This is a genomic window from Rhodospira trueperi (assembly GCF_900101965.1).
GTDB classification, from domain to species: domain Bacteria; phylum Pseudomonadota; class Alphaproteobacteria; order Rhodospirillales; family Rhodospirillaceae; genus Rhodospira; species Rhodospira trueperi.
The window spans coordinates 15,525-33,884 of the sequence record NZ_FNAP01000008.1 but is presented as its reverse complement, the minus strand read 5'-3'; the positions used below and the strand labels follow the sequence as shown (position 1 = coordinate 33,884).

Below are 18,360 nucleotides of genomic sequence, written 5' to 3'. Positions count from 1 at the left end.
GCACGAAATGGGCGGACGCTGGTGGCCATGGATGGTGGCCGGCGGCATCGCCATGCTTGGGGTGATCGGCGCCACGTCGCTGACGGTCTGGCTGATGAAGCCGGCCGTCGATGATGTGCTGGCGGCCGGTGACCCGGTCATGATGTGGGTGGTGGGCCTCGGCTTGCCCGCCGCCTTCGCCCTCAAGGGTCTCGCCAACTACGCGCAACGCGCTTGCATGCTGTACGCTGGGCTCGGTCTGGTCGCCACGGCGCGGTCGCGCCTGTTCGGACATCTCCTGTCGCTGGATCTGGCCTTCTTCCAGCGCCACCAGTCCGGCGACCTGACGTCTCGGCTCATTAACGATCTCGACACGCTCAAGACGACCATCACGGCGACAGCCATCTCGCTGGGCCGCGATGCCGGCACACTGGTCGCGCTGATCGGCACACTGCTGCTGATGGATTGGGAGCTTGCCCTGGTTGGTCTTGCCATCTTCCCTGTCCTTGTCCTGCCCGTCATGGCACTCGGTCGGCGGGCGCGCCGACAGACGACCACGCTCCAGGAAACCCTGGGCCGCTATGATGCCATGCTACATCAGGCGTTCGAGGGCGTTCGCGTCGTCAAGGTGTTCGCCACGCCAGCGCGGGAGCGGGCGCGCCTGCACGGTGTGGTCATGGGCCTGTTCGAGGCCATGTACCAAGTGTCGCGGGCCATGGCCCTGACATCGCTCTTCATCGAGAGCGCCGCCGGAATCGCCGTCACGCTGGTCGTGCTGTACGGTGGCCACCGGGTGGTGTCGGGCGAGTCCACACCGGGCACTTTCTTCGCGTTCATCACGGCCCTTATCCTGGCTTACCGACCGATCAAGAAGTTGGGCGGTCTGAACGCCTTGGTGCAGGAGGGCATCGCCGCCATCGACCGCCTGTTCGAGGTGCTCGACAGTCGGCCGACGCTCCGCGAGGCCCCAGACGCCCGGCCGCTGCGGGTGACCGCTGGCGCCGTGCGACTGGAAGGCGTCCGCGTCAGCCACGCCGACACCGCCATGCCGGCCCTGCAGAGCGTGTCCCTGACCTGCGCGCCCGGCCGCAAGGTGGCCCTGGTCGGCCCCTCGGGCGCCGGCAAGTCCACCACGTTGAACCTGATCGCCCGCCTGCTTGACCCGACCGACGGCCGCGTTCTGATCGACGGACAGGATATCCGGGACGTCACCCTGGATTCGCTCTGGCGACACGTCGGCCTCGTCACGCAGGACGTCACCCTGTTCGACGGCACGGTGCTGGAGAACATCCTGTTCGGCTGCCCGGATCGGATCGACCCCCGGAATCCGCCGCCGTGCTGGCGGACCCGCGCCGAGACGGCCGCGAGGGATGCCGAAGCCCACGATTTCATCATGGACCTGCCCCACGGGTATGACACGGACATCGGTGAAAGCGGTCTGCGTTTGTCCGGTGGGCAACGGCAACGCATTGCCATCGCCCGGGCAATGCTCAAGAACCCGCCCATTCTGCTGCTGGACGAGGCCACGGCGGCCATGGACCGGGACACGGAACGACGCGTGCAGGTGGCGTTGGACCGGCTCGGACGGGGACGGACCACGTTGGTGGTGGCGCACCGCCTGGCCACCATCCGCGACGCCGACCTGATCTGCGTGATGGACCGGGGTCGGGTTGTCGAAAGCGGACACCATTCGGAGCTTCTGGAAACCGGGGGCCTTTATGCCAACCTCTGGGCAACCCAGGGGGGAGACCCTCCGGTCCCGGAAGCATCACGCCCCGCCGCCGACGCGGATTCGCCGCACCTATGAGAAAAGGTTAGTTTTTCGCGGTTGTCGATTTGAAAGACAAGCCCGGTATCAGCGAGCCTTCGATTCTAAACGCGCGCCTCATCCCCGACGTCATGAAACTTTCGTTTTTCCAACCGCCGCAATCATGTCCATCAATCGCTGGGTTATTGGCGGAAGATGGCCAAATTCTTGCCCATGCTTGGTGGTGGAGGCGATTGACCGGACTTTGGGTCCGGCTCATTGTCATTGTCCCCTTGCCCGTTCCCGTCAATGGCAGGGCCTTTTTAACATATCACCATCCTGTCGGGTCGCACGGTAAGCGCGGCTCCGGTCAGACGAGGGTTTCATGGTCGAGGACAACGTGGTCTGGGAGGCCAAAGAACACGGGACCGAAGATGCGCGGACGCTGCCAGTTGCCAGCGACGCCCTCTGGTATCGGCCCCGCTTCACGTTCGGCCGCGACGGCCCGGACTCCGTTCAGGGGGGCACCGTGGCCCGTGCGCTTGGATGGGACGCGATCATTCCCCGGTTGCGCATGGCGCTGGAGCCCGTGGTCGGCACCCACTCCGGCCGTACCCTGGGCGTCGAGGCCGTCATCGGCAACGCCCGGGAGTTGGGGTTCGCCTCCGTCCACGACCTGCTCGACTGCGCCCACGACACCGGCAATCCCGAAGATCCCCTGCGTCGAGATGATCGGCTGGCGGATGTCGAGGCCGCCGCGCACATCGGCGCCATCGCCCTGTTCGCTCGGGTGCCCGACCGCACCGGCCTGAAACTGTTTCTCAACCTCGATCTGCGGCTGGCGGCACGAGCAGAAACCATTGTCGCGACCCTGCGCCGACACCTGGAACGGCACGCCGTCTCAACCGCCAACGTGATCCTGGAGGTTTCGGAACGGCTGCCGTTCTTCAGCACCGAAGCCCTGTGCGACAGCGCCCCGGCCCCGGGCGACGCGAACCGCGACCTGACGATGCTGCTGGGCACGTTGCGGTCCCTCTCAAGCCGCTTGGCGTTGGGCGATTTCGGCGCCGGCTACGCCAGCCTCCCGCTGCTCACGCTCGCGCGCCCGGATCTGGTCAAGCTGGACCGGTTCTTCATCGAAATGGCGGCGCAGGAGCGCGGCAAGCGTCTCATCCTGAACACGGTAACGAACCTCGCCCATCTGCTGGGCAGTCAGGTCGTGGCCGAAGGGGTCCATTCGATTGAGGAGTACCAGATCTGCCGGCAGGCCGGGTGCGATTACATCCAAGGCCGGCTGGCTGGTACCCGGATATTCGAACCCGACGCGCTGCAACGGGATCATGCCGAGATCCTCGCGTTGAACGACTCCGACCACCGGCGGATCGGCACCGACTCGGCCCTTATTTCGGCCGAAACCCAGGCCCTGACGCCGATCACCCTGGGAACGCACATGGGCGCCGTGTTCGAGCGCTTCCGGCACGACAAGGACCGGAATTTCTTTCCGGTGGTGGATGGCTCGGGCGAACCGATTGGCATCATCCGCGAACTGGACCTGAAGGAGTACACGTACAGCCTGTACGGCAAGGATCTGCTCAGCAATCGGGCCCTGGGCCGCACCCTCGACGCCTTCGTCGCCCGCTGTCCGGTGGCCGACGTCAACACCAAGGCGGAGAAGATCCTGGAGATCTTTTCCGCCTCCAGCGGCGCCGAGTGCATCCTGATCACCCGCGACCGCCAGTATATCGGATTCATGTCGGCGGCTGCGTTGCTGAAAGTCGTCAACGAGAAGAACCTCGCCCTGGCCCGGGACCAGAACCCGCTCAGCCGCCTACCCGGCAACACCATGATCAACGAGTTCATTTCAGAAGCCCTGACTGACACCGAAAATTCCCACATCATGGTCTACCTGGACTTCGACCACTTCAAACCATTCAACGACACCTACGGATACCGGCAAGGCGACCGGGCCATCACTCTGTTCGCCGAACTGATGCGCAAGAAGCTGAACACAGCGGACATCTTCATCGGCCACGTCGGCGGTGACGATTTCTTTGTGGGCTTCAAGGAATTCCAGGCCGACCACGCCGTCGCGCGCATCCGGGACCTGGTGGACAGGTTCGGTGTCGAGGTCGAAAGCTTCTATGACGAGGAGGCCCGTCGGAACCGGTACATCGTGGCAAAAGACCGCGACGGCGTCGAACGCCGCCTGCACCTGCTGACCGCCTCGGCGGCCATCGTCGAGTTGCCGCGCGCCCATACGATCAGAAGCGTTGACGACATCTCCGGCCTGATCGCCCGCCTCAAGAAAGAGGCCAAGCATTCGACGCAGCGAATCGCCCGGGCCTGCTGCGCCAGTGCCGACGCGCCCTGCGCCGGCTGACCTCCGAAACGATCACCCTTTTTCCGGCCGGGCTTACTCCCCCGTCGTGATCGGGAACGTCACCGCCACGCACCACGCGAAAACGAACGCGCTTGTGATGGCCGCGACCCACGGATGATGGGTGCGCCGCCAGCTCCAGGCGCTGAACAGCCCGAACAGCACGAAATACAGGGCGATGATCGGGTACAGGATGATGAGGAAGAACAGGTCGTGAAGCTTCAGGATGATGGCCGGGACCAGGGACAGCATGAACGCCACCGACGTGGCCACATACCCCCCGCGTGGCCGGGTCGAACCGCGCGTGATCCATTCGTCCATCATGAAAAAGGGCAGCGTGCCCAGCATCATGACCGGCACCAGAATCAGCCGCTCCCAGGTTGGGATGAAGGATGACACGAACAGTTCGATGGGCACACCCAAGCCGACCATGACGTAGGCAAGGAGCATCGCGGTCGCCAACACCAAGGCGCCCGGACGCGCCACCACAGGCGCGCTCGGCCGCTCCGACGGCCAGCGTCGACGCCACCACCACAACCCCAGGCCCGTCAACAGTCCGTACAGGCCAAAATGCAGCAAAAGGTAGTCTCCAACCAGAACCGGCAGCCAGTCCGTCGGCAGCGGCGCCAGGATCAGCGGCGTCAGCACCGCCGGCCAGATCACCAGCGGCCGCAGCCGCCGCCAGGACAGCGCGGCGCCGACCGGTTCGTCGGCCACGCGCGGCAACAAGGCCGAGGCCGGCCACGCCAGCACCACCACCGCCAGCAGCAGGATGAGGATCCACGAGCCCCGGGCCGACGGCGGATCGACGGTCGCATCGGTGCGCCCGAAGGCATGGTTCAGCCAGTCCACCGACGCCATGATGGCGTCCTTGCTGTACAGGACGCCGATGTGCTCGACCCCGGGCGCGATGCGCCACTGCCGAGCCGACCCGTCGGCGAAATCCCCGTACGTCACGCCCGGCTCGGCCTGAACACCGTCCAAGGGCAGACTGGCCGCCCGCCGGGCCTCGTTGTGGTGCACCCAGGGCTCAAGCCCGCCCACGATCACCAGCATGTTGCGCGGCGCGTCCGGTGTGACCGCCGGCGAGTACATGGAGATGGCCACCGTGGCGGCGTATGCGTCCGGGTCGCTCACCGCCTGACGAACGATGATGTCGGCGGCCATAGAGTGCCCCAGCAAGGCCACCCGGTCGTCGTCCGCCGGGGTGAGGGTCCGCGCGTACTCCACGATGGAATCGAGTTGGTGAACAAGATGAACCGTTGCGCCGGTCTCCAGAGTCAGTTCCCCGCCCAGAGGATCGGGCTGGCGCCCGTGCCCAAGGGCGTCATAGGTCACGGCGACAAACCCGTTCCGGGCCAAGGCCACCGCCTGGGCCTGCATCAACTGACGCGACCCCGCGAACCCGTGGGCGACCACAACAACCGGGCCGTCCGGCGCGGCGGTCAGACGAGACACGGTCACGGGCGTGCGTCCGACCGTTGTGCTCGTGATCGTCAGTGCGGCCATTGGCGACAGCAACTGCCACAGCGCAACAACGATGGTTGCCAGGGCCGCAAGGGCCACCAAACTCTTGACGACGGAACGGCGCGCCATGAACCGGGACTCTCCAATTTGGGCAGGGCCTGAGGCAGGCTCCGACCGGTTGTGTTTCTATCGATGGATCGACACATTGCGTCAATGCGCCGTTCGCGGCACCATCAAGCATCAATGCACAGTGACGCCGTGTGTGCCGGTCGTCGCGGTCGCTTCACGACAAGGAGACATCCCCATGCGTCGTTCCGTCATTGCCGTCACCACGGCCGGAGGCCTGATGCTGTCCGGTTGCGTGACTCAGGGTAACTACCACACCGCTCAGGGCGCCGGCTTGGGGGCGCTGGGCGGCGCCGCGACCGGGGCCGCCATTGGCGCCGCCGTGGGCGGCAACGTCCGCAACGCCGCGCTGATCGGCGCCGGAGTCGGTGTTCTGGCCGGCGGAGCGGTCGGCGCCTACATGGATTCGCAGGAACAGGCCCTGCGCCAGGACCTTGCCGGAACCGATGTCCAGATTCAAAGGCAAGGTAACAACCTGCTTGTGACAATGCCGTCGAATGTCACGTTTGCCGTCGATTCGTCCAACATTTCGCCGGCGTTCCGCCCCACCCTCGCGGATGTCGCCCGGACGCTGCGCGAAAACCCGCAAAGCACCATTCAGGTCCACGGCCATACCGACGCGACCGGCACGTCCGACTACAACCAGGGTCTGTCGGAGCGACGCGCCCGCTCTGTGGTTGAGTTCTTCAAGTCCCAGGGCATCATGCCCGAACGGCTTTACTGGCAGGGGCACGGGGAACGGCGCCCGGTGGCCACGAACGCCACCCCGCAAGGCCGCCAGATGAATCGCCGGGTTGAACTGCACATCATTCCGCACACCGCCTGAGCAGGCCGGTCACGGTATCACTCCGGGACGCGCGGGAAAGGCGCGTCCCGCCCGGGTGAAGTGTCGATCCGGCCGTTCGTGACCGCAATAAATAAGCACATTTTCACTTGCCTTCGGATCGTTCCGGACGCAGGTTTGACCCCCGTTCGGTGGCGCCTTCACGGCACCGTGGCCGAGAATGGGCAGAACATGTTGGGCATGGCGTGAGGTCCGCCAGTCGGACCACGGCCGGAGCCAAGACAGACAGGACATCGGAGGCTCGAATCGGCGGTCCGCTCGGTGTCTTCGCCCGCCCGGTGAAGAGCCGCGGTTGGGGCGTGAACGCACCGTCCCATTGCAACCCTTGACTTGAATCGCACGCGCAATCACGTTCGGCCAAGGTTCGTGTCGGGATCCATCCGCAACATACCTTGACCATCGTCAGACCGTTCTGCTCCCTGAGCACGGGCGGAGGCTCACCCCACCCCGCAGTTCGGCGGGGACACGATCGGTGTCGGGTCGCCCGAACAGCGGGGCGGAACACCACGAAGAACCTGATACGCCATGGTTTCCGAAAGGACAGGGATGGACATCAGCGATCTGATCACGCCGGAGGGCGTGATGGTTCCCCTGAAAGTCACCAGCAAGAAGCAGGCGCTCCAGGCCATGGCCCGCTGCGCCGCTCATGTGACCGGAGAGAACGAACGCACCATTTTCGATATCCTGCTGGAGCGCGAGCGCCTGGGCACCACGGGCGTTGGCAACGGCATTGCCATTCCCCATGGCCGCCTGCCTGCCCTGACCGGCATGCACGGGGTGTTCGCGCGTCTGGCCCGTCCAATCAACTTCGACGCCATCGACGAGCAGCCGGTGGACCTGATCTTCCTGCTGCTGGCCCCGGAATCGGCGGGGGCCGACCATCTCAAGGCGCTGGCCCGGGTCTCGCGTCTGCTGCGCGACCGCGCGATGTGCGAGAAGCTGCGCGGCACCGACACGCCGGAGGCGCTGTACGGCCTGCTCATCTCCAATCGTGCCAGCCAGGCCGCCTGACCGACGGCGCCCGACCGAACCAAACAGAACGCCCCGAACCGCGAGGTCCGGGGCGTTTGTCATGTCGTCATCCGGGGTTTAAACCGGGACGTCTCCTATTCGCGGTTCCCCAGGAAGTAGAGCAGGAACTGCAGCAGGTTGATGAAGTTGATGTACAGGGACAGCGCCGCCAGCGTGGCCGACTTGGACAGGGTCTCGCTGTCCAGCGAGGCGCTGTACTCTTCCTTGATGCGCTGGGTGTCATAGGCGATCAGGCCCGAGAACACCAGCACGCCAATGCCGCTGATGACGAACTGCATCATCGTGCTGGCCAGGAAGATGTTCACGATCGACGCGATGACCAGTCCGAACACGCCCATGATCAGGAAGCTGCCCATGCCGGACAGGCTCTTCTTGGTCGTATACCCGTACAGGCTCAACGCGGCGAAAGCGGCCGCCGTGATGAAGAACACGCGCACGATGCTGGCATCGGTGTAGACCTGCAGCAGGATCGACAGGCCGATGCCCTGCAGGGCCACGAACAGCCAGTACATCCCCTGCACCACGCTGGCGCTGGCCGAGCGCACCATGAACATCGCCGCGAACAGAACGATCAACGGCGACCACATGCCGATGGTCCCCATCAGGGTCAGGCCGGCGACCTGCCCGCCCACGGTGACATAGAACAGGGACTGGATCGCGGGCACATTGTCGATGAGCAGCGCGACAATGCCAGACAGCACCAGGCCGGACGCCATCAGGTTGTAAACCCGCAGCATATGAGCGCGGAGGCCAGCGTCGATCTGCGCCGCATCGGCCACGCCGGAGCCCATGTAACGACGGTCGGTGTTGAGAGCCATGGTTGCACCTCTGAAGATGAACAGAATACAGGCAATATGGATGAACCGGCCTGGAAATCAACGGCAAACCGCACCGCATGACACCGATTTCATGATTTTTGCGCGGGCTTTGCCCACGCCCGCCAGTCCGGCGCTTCTTGTTTCATTTCAGCAGGTTCACCCAAGGCCCTGACTCATACAAGGCCCTGACTCATAGACGTTGGCCACCGCTGCGAGGAAAGATCATCAATGATTGCTAATCCCGCCAGAATCGAGGCAGGAACAGCACCAGAACCGTGAACAGTTCCAGACGCCCCAGCAGCATGCCGGCGGACAGCAGCCACTTCGAGACATCCGGCAATGTGGAAAAGTTCCCGGCCGGGCCGATGATGTCGCCCAGGCCCGGACCAACGTTGGAGATCGCCGTCGCCGCCCCGGACAGCGCGGTGACGTAGTCCAGGCCCGTCACCCCCAGCAACATGGCCAGAAACGCCACCGACAGCGCGTACATGAAGAAGAACGCCATGACGGCTTCGGCCACACCCTCCTGGATGGGCTTTTTGTTGTAGGTCGCGATGAACACCCCGTTCGGCTGCAACAGGCGCCGCAACTGGATCGAGGCCATGGCCGCCAGAATCTGGAATCGGAAGACCTTGATCCCGCACGACGTGGACCCGGCGCACCCGCCCACGAACATCAGACAGAACAGCACCGCGACGGGCGCGCCGCCGACCAGCCCGCCCCACTGCCAGTAATCGGCCGTGGCATAGCCGGTGCCGGTCATCACCGACACCGTGTTGAACGCCGCATAACGCAAGGCGTCGGGCACCGCCATGCCGGCGTCGCGCCACAGCCACCACGCCACGGCCACCACGCCCGCCAGCGCCGTCCCCAGGAACCACTGCACCTGGGTATCGCGGAACAGCAGACCCGGCCGACCGCGCACGACCTGTAAGTAGAGCAGGAACGGGATGGAGCCGACGATCATCCCGGCGGTCACGATCCAATCCACCTCAAGGGATCGGAAATGGCCGACGGACGCGTCGCGGGTGGAGTAACCGCCCGTCGCGATGGTCGTCATGGCGTGCACCGTCGCGTCCAACGCGGGCATGCCGACGCCGTACAGCATCAGGCCCCACGCAAGGGTCAGCGACACGTAGATCAGCACCAACGCGCTGGCCAAGCCGGCCGCGCGCGGCAGCACCTTTTCCTGGGTCTCGAAGGCCTCGACCCGGAACATCTGCATACCGCCGACGCGCAGCATGGGCAGCACCGTCAGCGCCATGATGACGATCCCGATCCCGCCCAACCATTGCAGAACCCCCCGCCACAACAACAGGCCCGGCGGCATCAGGTCCAGGCCGGTCATCACGGTCGAGCCCGTGGTGGTGATGCCGGACATGGCCTCGAAATAGGCGTCGGTATAACCGATGTCCGGATCCGCGAGCACGAACGGCAGCGCCGCGAAACCGGGCAGCACGATCCAACTGACGGTCGTCATCAGGAAGGCCTGCCGGATGCTCAGGCGCAACGGGCCGCTGCGGCTGGCCAGGATCAGCAGCACGCCGACGAACAGCGTGAGCGCCGCCGAGACGACAAACACGATCCAGTCGGGATTGCCGTGGGCGAAATCCACCAGCGCCGGAATGATCATTCCCAACGCCAGGATGGACACCAGAGAGCCGATGAACAACAGAATGGGACGGTGATCGAGCACGCAAAAGCCCCTGCACCCCAACCGGACGGTGGGTCACCATGGCCACAAGTGGACTGCGGGCGCAACCGCCACCGAACCCATCATGGGTCCGGTTCGGTCTCCAGAACCGCCGTCAGCACGCGCCGCACCGCCTCGCGGCCGACATCACGGGTGATGAAGACCAGCCGGGTGCGGCGGTCTTCCTCACCGGTCTCCGGGTCGCGCGGCCAAGCCGGCAGCCGCGACGGCGGATGAAACATGTGCTGCACGCCGTGCAGGGCCAGCGGGGCGTCGCTGTCGCGGGCGTTGACGATGCCCTTCATGCGCAGCAGATCGGCGCCACGGCTGGCCGCCAGCAGTTCGAGACCCGTGATCAGGGCATTCCAGTTCAGCGGTTCCTCGAACGTCAGGCAGAACGCGGCGATGCGGTCATCGTGGCGGTTGACGTCATGATGGTGATGGTCGTGTCCATGATCGTGATCATGATCATGCCCATGATCGTGATCGGTCACGGCCTCGTCCCTCAGCCAGCCCGCCACGTCCGGGTGCTTGCCCTCGGCCCGGAACAGGCCGCAGTCCAGAATGCCCGACGGGTCGACCCGCCCCCAGGCCGCCTGGAGTCGCGGCGCCCCCGGGTTCAGGGCGTCCAGACGCTGTTCCAGCGCCGTCACCGTTTCGGCGGATGCCAGATCGGCCTTGCTGAGAACCAGGCGATCCGCCACCGCCGCCTGTTTGACCGATTCGGGATGGCGGTTCAGGCTGTCCAGGCCGTTGACGGCGTCCACCAGCGTCACCACGCCGTCGAGCCGGAAGTGGTTGGCGATCAGGGGATCGCTCATCAACGTGTGCAGGATGGGCGCCGGATCGGCCAGTCCGGTGGTTTCGATCAGCACGCGCTCGAACTCATCAATCTCCTGACGCACCCGCTTCAGGAACAGGTCGCGCAGGGCCGTGACCATATCACCGCGCACCGAGCAGCACAGGCACCCGGCGTTGAGCAGCACAATGTCCTCATCGACATGACGGACCAGCAGGTGGTCCAGCCCGACCTCGCCGAACTCGTTCACCAACACGGCCGTCCGCGCCATGTTCGGATGCGACAGCAGGTGATTGAGAAGGGTGGTCTTGCCGCTGCCCAGAAAACCGGTCAGGACCGTGACGGGCAGCGTGCTCATGGGGCCTTGTGTCCGTACAGCGCCTCCGGATCGGCCTCCGGCGCCAGGATCTCCGTCAGCGCGCCACCGTCGCCGGCCTCGCGGTAGAAACAGGTGCGCCGCCCGGTATGGCACGCGACCCCGACCTGATTCACCAGCAACAAAAGCGTGTCGCCGTCGCAGTCCACCCGCAAAGCCTTCAGCGTCTGCACCTGACCGGAGGTCTCGCCCTTGCGCCAGGGCTTGCCGCGCGAGCGCGACCAGTAGCACACATGGCCCGTCTGAAGGGTCTCGGCGATGGTCTCGCGGGTCATCCAGGCCATCATCAGCACCTCGCCGGTGTCGTGCTGCTGGGCGATGGCGGGAACCAGACCGTCGGGTGTGAAACGAATGGCATCAAGCACGGGTGTCTCATCGGACATGGCGGACATGACGGAAGACCTTGGCGGGAGACATTGAGGACGTAACGCGGCAAGTGTACCCTGCATGAGACGATCGTCCCGTCAAGAGGGCGCCACGAAGGGGGGACCGTCCAGGCCGACGGCGACAGCGTCGCTGGCGCGGGATGGGTCGTGGCGCCGTCACCGCCCGTGAGACCGACCATGGACCAGCCGACCCCACCGCCGCACCTCACCGCGCACAAGGACCACATCCTCACCACGCTGCTGTTCCGCGAGGCCCGCCGCGCCGACCTGCCGTATCTGGTGGCGCTGTTGGCCGACGACCGGCTGGGCCGCGCCCGGGAAAACGCGGACCTGCCGCTGCACCCGGACTATGGGGCGGCGTTCGACACCATCGCGGCGGCGCCGGACAACCGCCTGATCGTGGCCGAACACCGCAGCGCCGTGGTGGCCTTCTGTCAGTTCATCGTTATTCCCTACCTCAGCCGTCGCGGCGCGCCCCGGGCCGAGGTGGAAAGCGTGCATGTGCGCAGCGACATGCGCGGACAGGGCATCGGCGCCGCCCTGATGACCCACGTCATCGCGTTGGCGCGGTCGTCGGGCTGCGGCATGCTCCAACTGACCAGCGACCGCACCCGCGAGGACGCCCGGCGCTTCTATGAACGCCTGGGCTTCGAGGCCAGCCACATCGGCATGAAAATGCGGCTTTAACGCCCTCCCATCCTCCCGAACCCGGCTTCCAGGTCGGCGATCAGGTCGGTCGGGTCCTCCAGGCCGATGTGCAGGCGCAGCGACGGGCCGTCGTGGGTCCACGGGCTGACGGTGCGGGTGATGGAGGCCGTGGTGTCCAGGATCAGGCTTTCATAGCCGCCCCAACTGAAGCCCATGTGGAACAGGCGCAGGCCGTCCAGCATCGCGGCCATGGCCTCGGGCGTCGGCCCGGGCTTCAGCAGCACGCCGAACAGGCCGCTGGCCCCGGAGAAGTCGCGTTTCCACAGGGCATGGCCCGGATCCTCGGGCAGGGCCGGATGCAGCACCCGGGCCACCTCCGATCGGTCCTGGAGCCAGCGGGCCACGGTCAGCGCATGCGCCTCGTGCTGGCGCAGGCGCGCCCCCAGGGTGCGCAGTCCGCGCAGGCCCAGATACGCCTCGTCCGCGCCGACCGCGTGGCCGATCTGACCGGCCATGGCCTTGACCCGCTCGAACAACGCCCGGTCGGTCATGGTGATGGTGCCCAGCATGGCGTCGGAGTGGCCGACGATGTACTTGGTGGCCGCCTGCACCGAAAGATCGACGCCGTGATCGAACGGCCGGAACAACAGCGGCGACGCCCAGGTGTTGTCCAGCACCACCAGCGCCCCCGCTGTGTGCGCGGCGGCCGTGATGGCCGGGATATCCTGCATCTCGAACGTCAGCGACCCCGGCGATTCCGTGAAGACGACACGGGTTTGCGGTTCGATCAGATCCGCTATGTCATCGCCGATTTGGGGGTCGTAATAGGTCGTTCTGACGCCCATATCACGGAGCAGCGTGTCACAGAGACTGCGGGTCGGCCAGTAGACCGAATCCACCATCAGCAGGTGGTCGCCGGCCTTGAGCAAGGCCATCAGGGCGCACGAGACGGCGGCCATGCCTGAGCCGACCGAGACACACCAGCGCCCGCCCTCCAGATCGGCCACGGCAGCGTCCAGGGCCTGGGTCGTGGGCGTGCCGTAGCGGCCGTAATAGACCCCGTCCAGGCGGCGCGCCTGTCCGGCCTTCAGATCCGCCACGGTCGGAAAGGCGATGGTCGAGGCGTGATACACGGGCGGATTGACGGCGCCGTGATGGGACGTCGGGTCGTATCCGGCATGGACGATCCGGGTCTGCGTGCGGTAAGACGTGTCTGTCATGGAAGGGTCTCGACTCCGCGTCAGAGGTGATTGGTGGCCGCTCACCATCCGGGATCGACCCTTCGGACGCAAGCGACGCGGCGCGCCCTTTTGACGCAGCGCACACAAAAGGCGCACGCCCTCATGATCCTTTCGATATATCACACATCTTTGGAATGATTTACTTTGGTCATATACCTTCCGATGTGTAATGCCAACTGATCGTTCGGCCGACCTCGGCGAATCCGTAACGAATCCGGAATTTCCATAGGGTTGACGGGCATCCGGGTCACCGGAAGCCCTCGGCACTACTTCCGCGACACCGCAGCTTATGCGCACCATCTGGTATATATCGTTTGAACCATCACATTATCCTGGACAACTGCTTCGCGGCGACCTAATATTGCATTGCAACAAAGCAAGAAGCCATGAGCCTGGGGGTTACTCAGAGGGGGCACGTGCCGAAACGGCGGCTTCAACTGAGGTCAAACGTCCTTGGATAGAAAACCCAAGGGTGGAGCTTGAAAACGATGAACCAGACACCGACGTCCTATCACGCCTTCAACCTGTTCACGCTGACGATGGAAAGCCGATACGGCGGCCGTTGGCGTGATTCGGTGGCGCCCGAAACCATCGCCGTGATGGCCGATGAGATCGCTTTGGGCTTCGGCGGCCAGGCCGAAACCCCGACCAGCACCAGTTCCGGCGGCGGTGCCCCGACCGTCTGGCGCTTGCCCGATGGTTCGCGCGTGCGCACCGGCCGGTTCGGCCTGAAGATGGAACTCGAGGACGAGGGGCACCTCGCCGCCGGTTGAGCCGTCGGTGACCCCGTAACCTCCCTCACTGCGCCCACCGCCCAGGCGCCCAAGGACCAGACGACCGCCCCGGAATTTGGAACCGGGGCGGTCGTCTTTTTTTGGGACCCCTGTTGGGTTCGACGGCCGGTAAGCGGGGCTCCTGCTGTAGCTGGCCGGTATCGTCCCCGCTTGACGTGGCTCCTGGTCCGGAATAGGCGTGGCCCGCGCCCCTAAATCGTCAGCGTCAGGATTCTGCGATGGGTATCCCTTACGAAATGGCGGTCCTCCTCCTGCAAGCAAGCCGGGCCGGAGCCGACCTGTCGCGGCCGCTTTGTCTGGGCCGGTTGCGCATGAGCATCCGTCCTTACGAACTGGCCGCCCTTCTGGACAGACTGGCGCCGAACGCGGACCCCGGGGTGCGTGCCCGCGCCCTTGCCTCGTCCTGGGCAGACCCGTTTCTTGAACTGCTCGGGGCAGAGGCCGTGCACACCCTGGATGCGAGCCCCTATGAGGGAGCGGACATCGTGCATTCGCTGAACGAGCCGCTCCCGACCGACCTCTGCGAACGCTTCTCTGTCGTGATTGACGGGGGGACCCTGGAGCACGTTTTCAACATCCCTGTGGCCCTGGACAACGTCATGAAACTGCTGCGCCCGAACGGCGTTTTCATGGCCTGCGGTCCCGGCAACAATCAGATCGGGGCCGGGTTCTTCCAGTTCTCACCCGAACTGTATTTCCGGACATTTTCCCCGCCGAACGGCTTCCGCGTGCTTGGCCTCTACCTAGCAGCGGCCGGGCAGACCCACTGGTGGCAGGTCAGAGACCCCGCTGAAAGCGGCCGGCCCAGTTTTTTCCGGGCGTCGGGAGAAACGCGCATCCTCTGTGTGGCGCGCAAGGATGACCCCGACGGCCACCTGCGGGAGATCCCGACCCAAAGCAAATACACCACCGCCTGGGATGCCGCCGCCGGATCGCCCGCCGCCGTCGGCCCGCAGGCCGAACAGGAGAGAACCGTCCCGCCGCTCAAGCGGCGGGTGTTCGATGTGCTGCCGCGCGGCGTGGTCAGCGGCTATCGGGACTGGCGCACGGTGCGCCGCACGCGCCGCCGCTCCCCCGGCGACCTGCGCCGGGTCGATCCCCTGACGATGACGTTCGAGGAGTCGCGCAACGGCTGACCATGACTCCGGAACCGCGCGAGGCTATGTCACCACCGGCAGATCCGTCCTGTCGCCCCATTCGGCCCACGAGCCGTCATACACGGCCACCGACTCGTGCCCGATCAGGTGCAGGGCCAGGGCCGAGTAGCACGCCGTCACGCCGGAGCCACAAGACGTGATCACCGGACGGGACAGGTCAACGCCGGCCGCCGTGAAATGCGCCCGGATCGCTTCCGGCGGCGCCATTTCGTTATGCGGCCCCTGCTGCAGGTCCCCGAACGGCGCGCTAAGGGCCCCCGGCATGTGCCCCAGGTTGGCCACCGGACGCGGCTCCGGCTGCTCGCCCCGGAACCGCTCGGCCGCGCGAACATCCACGACCTGCGCGGAACCGCTCTCCAGGACGGCCCGCACCGCCTCCGCATCCACGATCAGGCGCCGGTCCGCCCGGGCCGTGAAGGATCGGGGCGTGATCGGGCGCGGCCGATCCTCAATGGGTCGGCCCTCCGCCAGCCACTTGGGAAGCCCGCCGTCGAGAACCGAAACGTCGGCATGCCCGAACACCCGAAACATCCACCACACCCGCGCCGCCGCGCACGCGCCGCCGACGTGATCGTAGACGACGATCCTGTGTCCGTCGCCGAGCCCCAGGTCCCCCACCCGCGCCGCGAACACCTCCGGCAACGGCATCATGTGCGGCAGGGACGCCTCCGGATCAGCGATGTGATCGATATCGAAGAACACCGCCCCGGGGATGTGGGCGCGGGCATACTCCTCAGCGGGATCGCGTGGATCGTTCGGCATGAAGTGACGGGCGTCGACCACGCGAACATCCGGAGCGTCTCGGTGATCGGCCAGCCAGTCGGTGGTGACGAGGGCTCCGGTCGGAAACGGCGGCATCTGAAAACCTCTCTATCTTGATCTTGGGCGGGACGGAACGGGACGAGCGACCTCAGCCGGCGGGCTCCAGCCACGGCGGGACGGGCAGGCCCTTGTCGCGCAGAAACGCGGGATTGTAGAGCTTCGACTGATAGCGTGCCCCGGCGTCACACAGCACTGTGACCACGGTATGCCCGGGCCCCAGGGACTCGGCCACCCGCATGGCGGCGGCCACGTTCACGCCGGATGAGCCGCCCAGCACCAGTCCGTCATGCCGAACCAGGCTGAACAGCACCTCCAGCGCCTCGGCATCGGAGACGCGCACCGCGTCGTCGATGGGCGCGCCGTCCAGGTTGGCGGTCACCCGGCCCTGGCCGATGCCCTCGGTGATCGAGCTTCCCTCCGCGCGCGGCGCGCCCTCGGTGATCCAGGCGTGCAGGCCGGAGCCGTGCGGATCGGCCAGCACCACCCGAATCGCCGGATCGTGCGCCTTCAGGGCCAGCGCCACCCCGGCCAGGGTGCCCCCGGTCCCGACGGCGCAGGTGAAGGCATCGACCCGGCCGCCGGTCTGGTGGAGGATTTCCGGCCCGGTGGAGCGCCGGTGCGCGTCTCGGTTGGCAGTATTGTCGAACTGATTGGCCCAGAGGCCCCCGGTTTCCTCCGCCAGCCGGCGCGAGACGTGGATGTAGTGGCCCGGATCCTTGTAGGGCTTCGCCGGCACCAGCCTGAGGTCGGCGCCGCACAGACGCAGCGTGTCCTTCTTCTCCTGACTCTGTGTCTCCGGCATGACGATGACCGTCCGGTAGCCGAGCGCGTTGCCCACCAGGGTCAGACCGATGCCGGTGTTCCCGGCCGTGCCCTCGACGATGGTGCCGCCGGGCTTGAGCAGGCCCCGCGCCTCGCCATCGCGCACCAGGGCAAGGGCGGCGCGGTCCTTGACCGATCCGCCCGGATTGAGGAACTCGGCCTTGCCCAGGATGGTGCAGCCCGTCCGCGTCGACGGCCAGGACAGGCGGATCAGAGGCGTCTCGCCGATGGTGGACAGAAAGCCGTCTCGGATGTCCATGGAGCAGAGCCCTTTGGGAAATGCGCGGGCAGAACTGGCGACCGTTCCCCTGACGTAACGCCCCGGTGGGCCGGGATCAAGGCGCAGGGATCGCCCGCGCTGCCGTCAGAACCGGTCCTTGCGCGCCCTGATATCGGCCAGAACGGTCACCGGATCGGCGCCGGCGAGCCCCAGCCGGAAGGCCAGATCCGGGTCGTCGGCGCGCAGGAAGGGGTTGGCCGCCGCCTCGTCGCCCAGGACGGACGGCACCGTGGGTCGGCCGGCCTCGCGCAGGCGGGCCACCTCGTCGGCCCGGTCCCTCAGGGCCGCGTTGTCCGGATCAACCGACAGCGCGAAGCGGACATTCGATTGCGTATACTCGTGGGCGCAGTAGACTCGCGTCTCCGGCGGCAGTGCCCTCAGCGCCGAAAGCGACTCCCACATCTGATGCGGCGTGCCCTCGAACAGGCGACCGCAACCGATGGAGAACAGAGTGTCGCCGCAGAACAGGGCCCGCGAGGCCGCGAACCAATAGGCGACATGCCCGACCGTGTGCCCCGGCACCTCGAACACCCGGGCCTCCTGGTCGCCGAGCCGCACCGTGTCGCCGTCGACCACGCCGACGTCCAACCCCGGAATGCGCCGGGCATCGTTGCGGTTCCCGATCACGGTGCAGCCGGTGGCCCGCTTGATCTCCGAAATGCCGCCCGTGTGGTCGTTGTGGTGATGGGTCACAAGAATGTGGGTCAGGCGCCAACCGCGATCCCGCAGCGCATCGAACACCGGCCCGGCCACGGCCGGATCAACCGCCGCCGTCTCACCGCTGTTCGGCTCATGCACCAGATGCACGTAGTTGTCGCCCAGAACGGGAACCAGATCAATGATCAGGGCGGCCATGGCGGGTCCTCCGGTGCGTCGTGCAATGTGTTGCGTGGGGTTCCCTGGTGACGAACGGGATGCTCTCCATATAAACTCCTGAACCACGAGCCGCCAC

Annotated in this window: 16 protein-coding genes; 7 read left to right on the top strand and 9 right to left on the bottom strand. The window is 66.1% G+C overall.

The features are described 5' to 3' along the window. Window positions 1-31: 31 nt before the first annotated feature. Together BLS85_RS11360 and BLS85_RS11355 are read left to right on the top strand one after the other, a co-directional pair. Window positions 32-1,786 (top strand): ABC transporter ATP-binding protein, encoded by a 1,755-nt coding sequence (locus BLS85_RS11360; RefSeq protein WP_176793630.1) that lies wholly within the window; start codon window positions 32-34, stop codon window positions 1,784-1,786. A 325-nt stretch (window positions 1,787-2,111) separates the two neighbouring features. After that, on the top strand, window positions 2,112-4,106 hold the full coding sequence (locus BLS85_RS11355) for a GGDEF domain-containing protein (RefSeq protein ID WP_092786357.1): 1,995 nt from the start codon (window positions 2,112-2,114) through the stop codon (window positions 4,104-4,106). A gap of 33 nt (window positions 4,107-4,139) precedes the next feature. Here BLS85_RS11355 and BLS85_RS11350 read toward each other — a convergent pair whose 3' ends face one another. Beyond that, a complete protein-coding gene (locus BLS85_RS11350; RefSeq protein ID WP_092786355.1) occupies window positions 4,140-5,699 on the bottom strand; it encodes an alpha/beta hydrolase in 1,560 nt (519 codons plus the stop codon). A gap of 175 nt (window positions 5,700-5,874) precedes the next feature. Here BLS85_RS11350 and BLS85_RS11345 point away from each other — a divergent pair, with 175 nt between their 5' ends. Beyond that, window positions 5,875-6,522, top strand: coding sequence for a YiaD family glycine zipper/OmpA-like lipoprotein (locus tag BLS85_RS11345; RefSeq protein ID WP_092786353.1), 648 nt, complete (start codon window positions 5,875-5,877; stop codon window positions 6,520-6,522). A gap of 564 nt (window positions 6,523-7,086) precedes the next feature. Next, a complete protein-coding gene (gene ptsN, locus BLS85_RS11340; RefSeq protein WP_092786351.1) occupies window positions 7,087-7,551 on the top strand; it encodes a PTS IIA-like nitrogen regulatory protein PtsN in 465 nt (154 codons plus the stop codon). Between the two features lie 95 nt (window positions 7,552-7,646). On the opposite strand, the gene BLS85_RS11335 is transcribed toward ptsN, so the two are convergent. The 4 genes from BLS85_RS11335 to hisI all read right to left on the bottom strand — a co-directional run bounded on the left by BLS85_RS11335 (window position 7,647) and on the right by hisI (window position 11,650). Then, a complete protein-coding gene (locus BLS85_RS11335) occupies window positions 7,647-8,390 on the bottom strand; it encodes a Bax inhibitor-1/YccA family protein (RefSeq protein ID WP_092786349.1) in 744 nt (247 codons plus the stop codon). A gap of 235 nt (window positions 8,391-8,625) precedes the next feature. After that, window positions 8,626-10,086, bottom strand: a complete 1,461-nt coding sequence (locus BLS85_RS11330) for a TrkH family potassium uptake protein (RefSeq protein WP_245699191.1) — start codon at window positions 10,084-10,086, stop codon at window positions 8,626-8,628. A gap of 80 nt (window positions 10,087-10,166) precedes the next feature. Further along, a complete protein-coding gene (locus BLS85_RS11325) occupies window positions 10,167-11,240 on the bottom strand; it encodes a CobW family GTP-binding protein (protein ID WP_092786347.1) in 1,074 nt (357 codons plus the stop codon). Then, complete coding sequence (gene hisI, locus BLS85_RS11320; protein ID WP_245699190.1) at window positions 11,237-11,650, bottom strand: phosphoribosyl-AMP cyclohydrolase; 414 nt, start codon at window positions 11,648-11,650, stop codon at window positions 11,237-11,239. Before hisI ends, BLS85_RS11325 begins: the two co-directional genes overlap by 4 nt. Before the next feature lie 171 nt (window positions 11,651-11,821). Between hisI and BLS85_RS11315 the strand changes: the two genes are divergently transcribed. After that, a complete protein-coding gene (locus BLS85_RS11315) occupies window positions 11,822-12,331 on the top strand; it encodes a GNAT family N-acetyltransferase (protein WP_092786345.1) in 510 nt (169 codons plus the stop codon). Here the strand turns inward: BLS85_RS11315 and metC are convergent. Beyond that, complete coding sequence (metC, locus tag BLS85_RS11310) at window positions 12,328-13,512, bottom strand: cystathionine beta-lyase (protein WP_092786343.1); 1,185 nt, start codon at window positions 13,510-13,512, stop codon at window positions 12,328-12,330. The genes BLS85_RS11315 and metC overlap by 4 nt on opposite strands. A 509-nt stretch (window positions 13,513-14,021) precedes the next feature. Here metC and BLS85_RS11305 point away from each other — a divergent pair. Next, entirely contained in the window at window positions 14,022-14,306 is a 285-nt protein-coding gene (locus BLS85_RS11305; RefSeq protein ID WP_092786341.1) for a hypothetical protein, read from the top strand. A gap of 332 nt (window positions 14,307-14,638) precedes the next feature. Further along, window positions 14,639-15,463 (top strand): class I SAM-dependent methyltransferase, encoded by an 825-nt coding sequence (locus BLS85_RS11300; RefSeq protein ID WP_143027167.1) that lies wholly within the window; start codon window positions 14,639-14,641, stop codon window positions 15,461-15,463. Between the two features lie 24 nt (window positions 15,464-15,487). Here BLS85_RS11300 and sseA read toward each other — a convergent pair whose 3' ends face one another. The 3 genes from sseA to gloB form a co-directional block, all read right to left on the bottom strand. Next, on the bottom strand, window positions 15,488-16,342 hold the full coding sequence (gene sseA / locus BLS85_RS11295; protein ID WP_092786337.1) for a 3-mercaptopyruvate sulfurtransferase: 855 nt from the start codon (window positions 16,340-16,342) through the stop codon (window positions 15,488-15,490). A 52-nt stretch (window positions 16,343-16,394) separates the two neighbouring features. Continuing rightward, a complete protein-coding gene (locus BLS85_RS11290; RefSeq protein ID WP_092786335.1) occupies window positions 16,395-17,387 on the bottom strand; it encodes a cysteine synthase A in 993 nt (330 codons plus the stop codon). A gap of 105 nt (window positions 17,388-17,492) precedes the next feature. Further along, on the bottom strand, window positions 17,493-18,263 hold the full coding sequence (gloB, locus tag BLS85_RS11285) for a hydroxyacylglutathione hydrolase (RefSeq protein WP_092786333.1): 771 nt from the start codon (window positions 18,261-18,263) through the stop codon (window positions 17,493-17,495). Between the last annotated feature and the right edge of the window lie 97 nt (window positions 18,264-18,360).

What these genes read in the sequence shown, in the direction of transcription:
- BLS85_RS11345 (WP_092786353.1), top strand. Translation starts at nt 5,875, where the DNA reads ATGCGTCGTTCCGTCATTGCCGTCACCACGGCCGGAGGCCTGATGCTG.
- metC (WP_092786343.1), bottom strand. Translation starts at nt 13,512, where the DNA reads ATGACAGACACGTCTTACCGCACGCAGACCCGGATCGTCCATGCCGGA.
- gloB (WP_092786333.1), bottom strand. Translation starts at nt 18,263, where the DNA reads ATGGCCGCCCTGATCATTGATCTGGTTCCCGTTCTGGGCGACAACTAC.
- BLS85_RS11350 (WP_092786355.1), bottom strand. Translation starts at nt 5,699, where the DNA reads ATGGCGCGCCGTTCCGTCGTCAAGAGTTTGGTGGCCCTTGCGGCCCTG.
- BLS85_RS11360 (WP_176793630.1), top strand. Translation starts at nt 32, where the DNA reads ATGGTGGCCGGCGGCATCGCCATGCTTGGGGTGATCGGCGCCACGTCG.
- BLS85_RS11355 (WP_092786357.1), top strand. Translation starts at nt 2,112, where the DNA reads ATGGTCGAGGACAACGTGGTCTGGGAGGCCAAAGAACACGGGACCGAA.
- sseA (WP_092786337.1), bottom strand. Translation starts at nt 16,342, where the DNA reads ATGCCGCCGTTTCCGACCGGAGCCCTCGTCACCACCGACTGGCTGGCC.
- BLS85_RS11290 (WP_092786335.1), bottom strand. Translation starts at nt 17,387, where the DNA reads ATGGACATCCGAGACGGCTTTCTGTCCACCATCGGCGAGACGCCTCTG.
- BLS85_RS11300 (WP_143027167.1), top strand. Translation starts at nt 14,639, where the DNA reads ATGAGCATCCGTCCTTACGAACTGGCCGCCCTTCTGGACAGACTGGCG.
- ptsN (WP_092786351.1), top strand. Translation starts at nt 7,087, where the DNA reads ATGGACATCAGCGATCTGATCACGCCGGAGGGCGTGATGGTTCCCCTG.
- hisI (WP_245699190.1), bottom strand. Translation starts at nt 11,650, where the DNA reads ATGTCCGCCATGTCCGATGAGACACCCGTGCTTGATGCCATTCGTTTC.
- BLS85_RS11315 (WP_092786345.1), top strand. Translation starts at nt 11,822, where the DNA reads ATGGACCAGCCGACCCCACCGCCGCACCTCACCGCGCACAAGGACCAC.
- BLS85_RS11305 (WP_092786341.1), top strand. Translation starts at nt 14,022, where the DNA reads ATGAACCAGACACCGACGTCCTATCACGCCTTCAACCTGTTCACGCTG.
- BLS85_RS11335 (WP_092786349.1), bottom strand. Translation starts at nt 8,390, where the DNA reads ATGGCTCTCAACACCGACCGTCGTTACATGGGCTCCGGCGTGGCCGAT.
- BLS85_RS11325 (WP_092786347.1), bottom strand. Translation starts at nt 11,240, where the DNA reads ATGAGCACGCTGCCCGTCACGGTCCTGACCGGTTTTCTGGGCAGCGGC.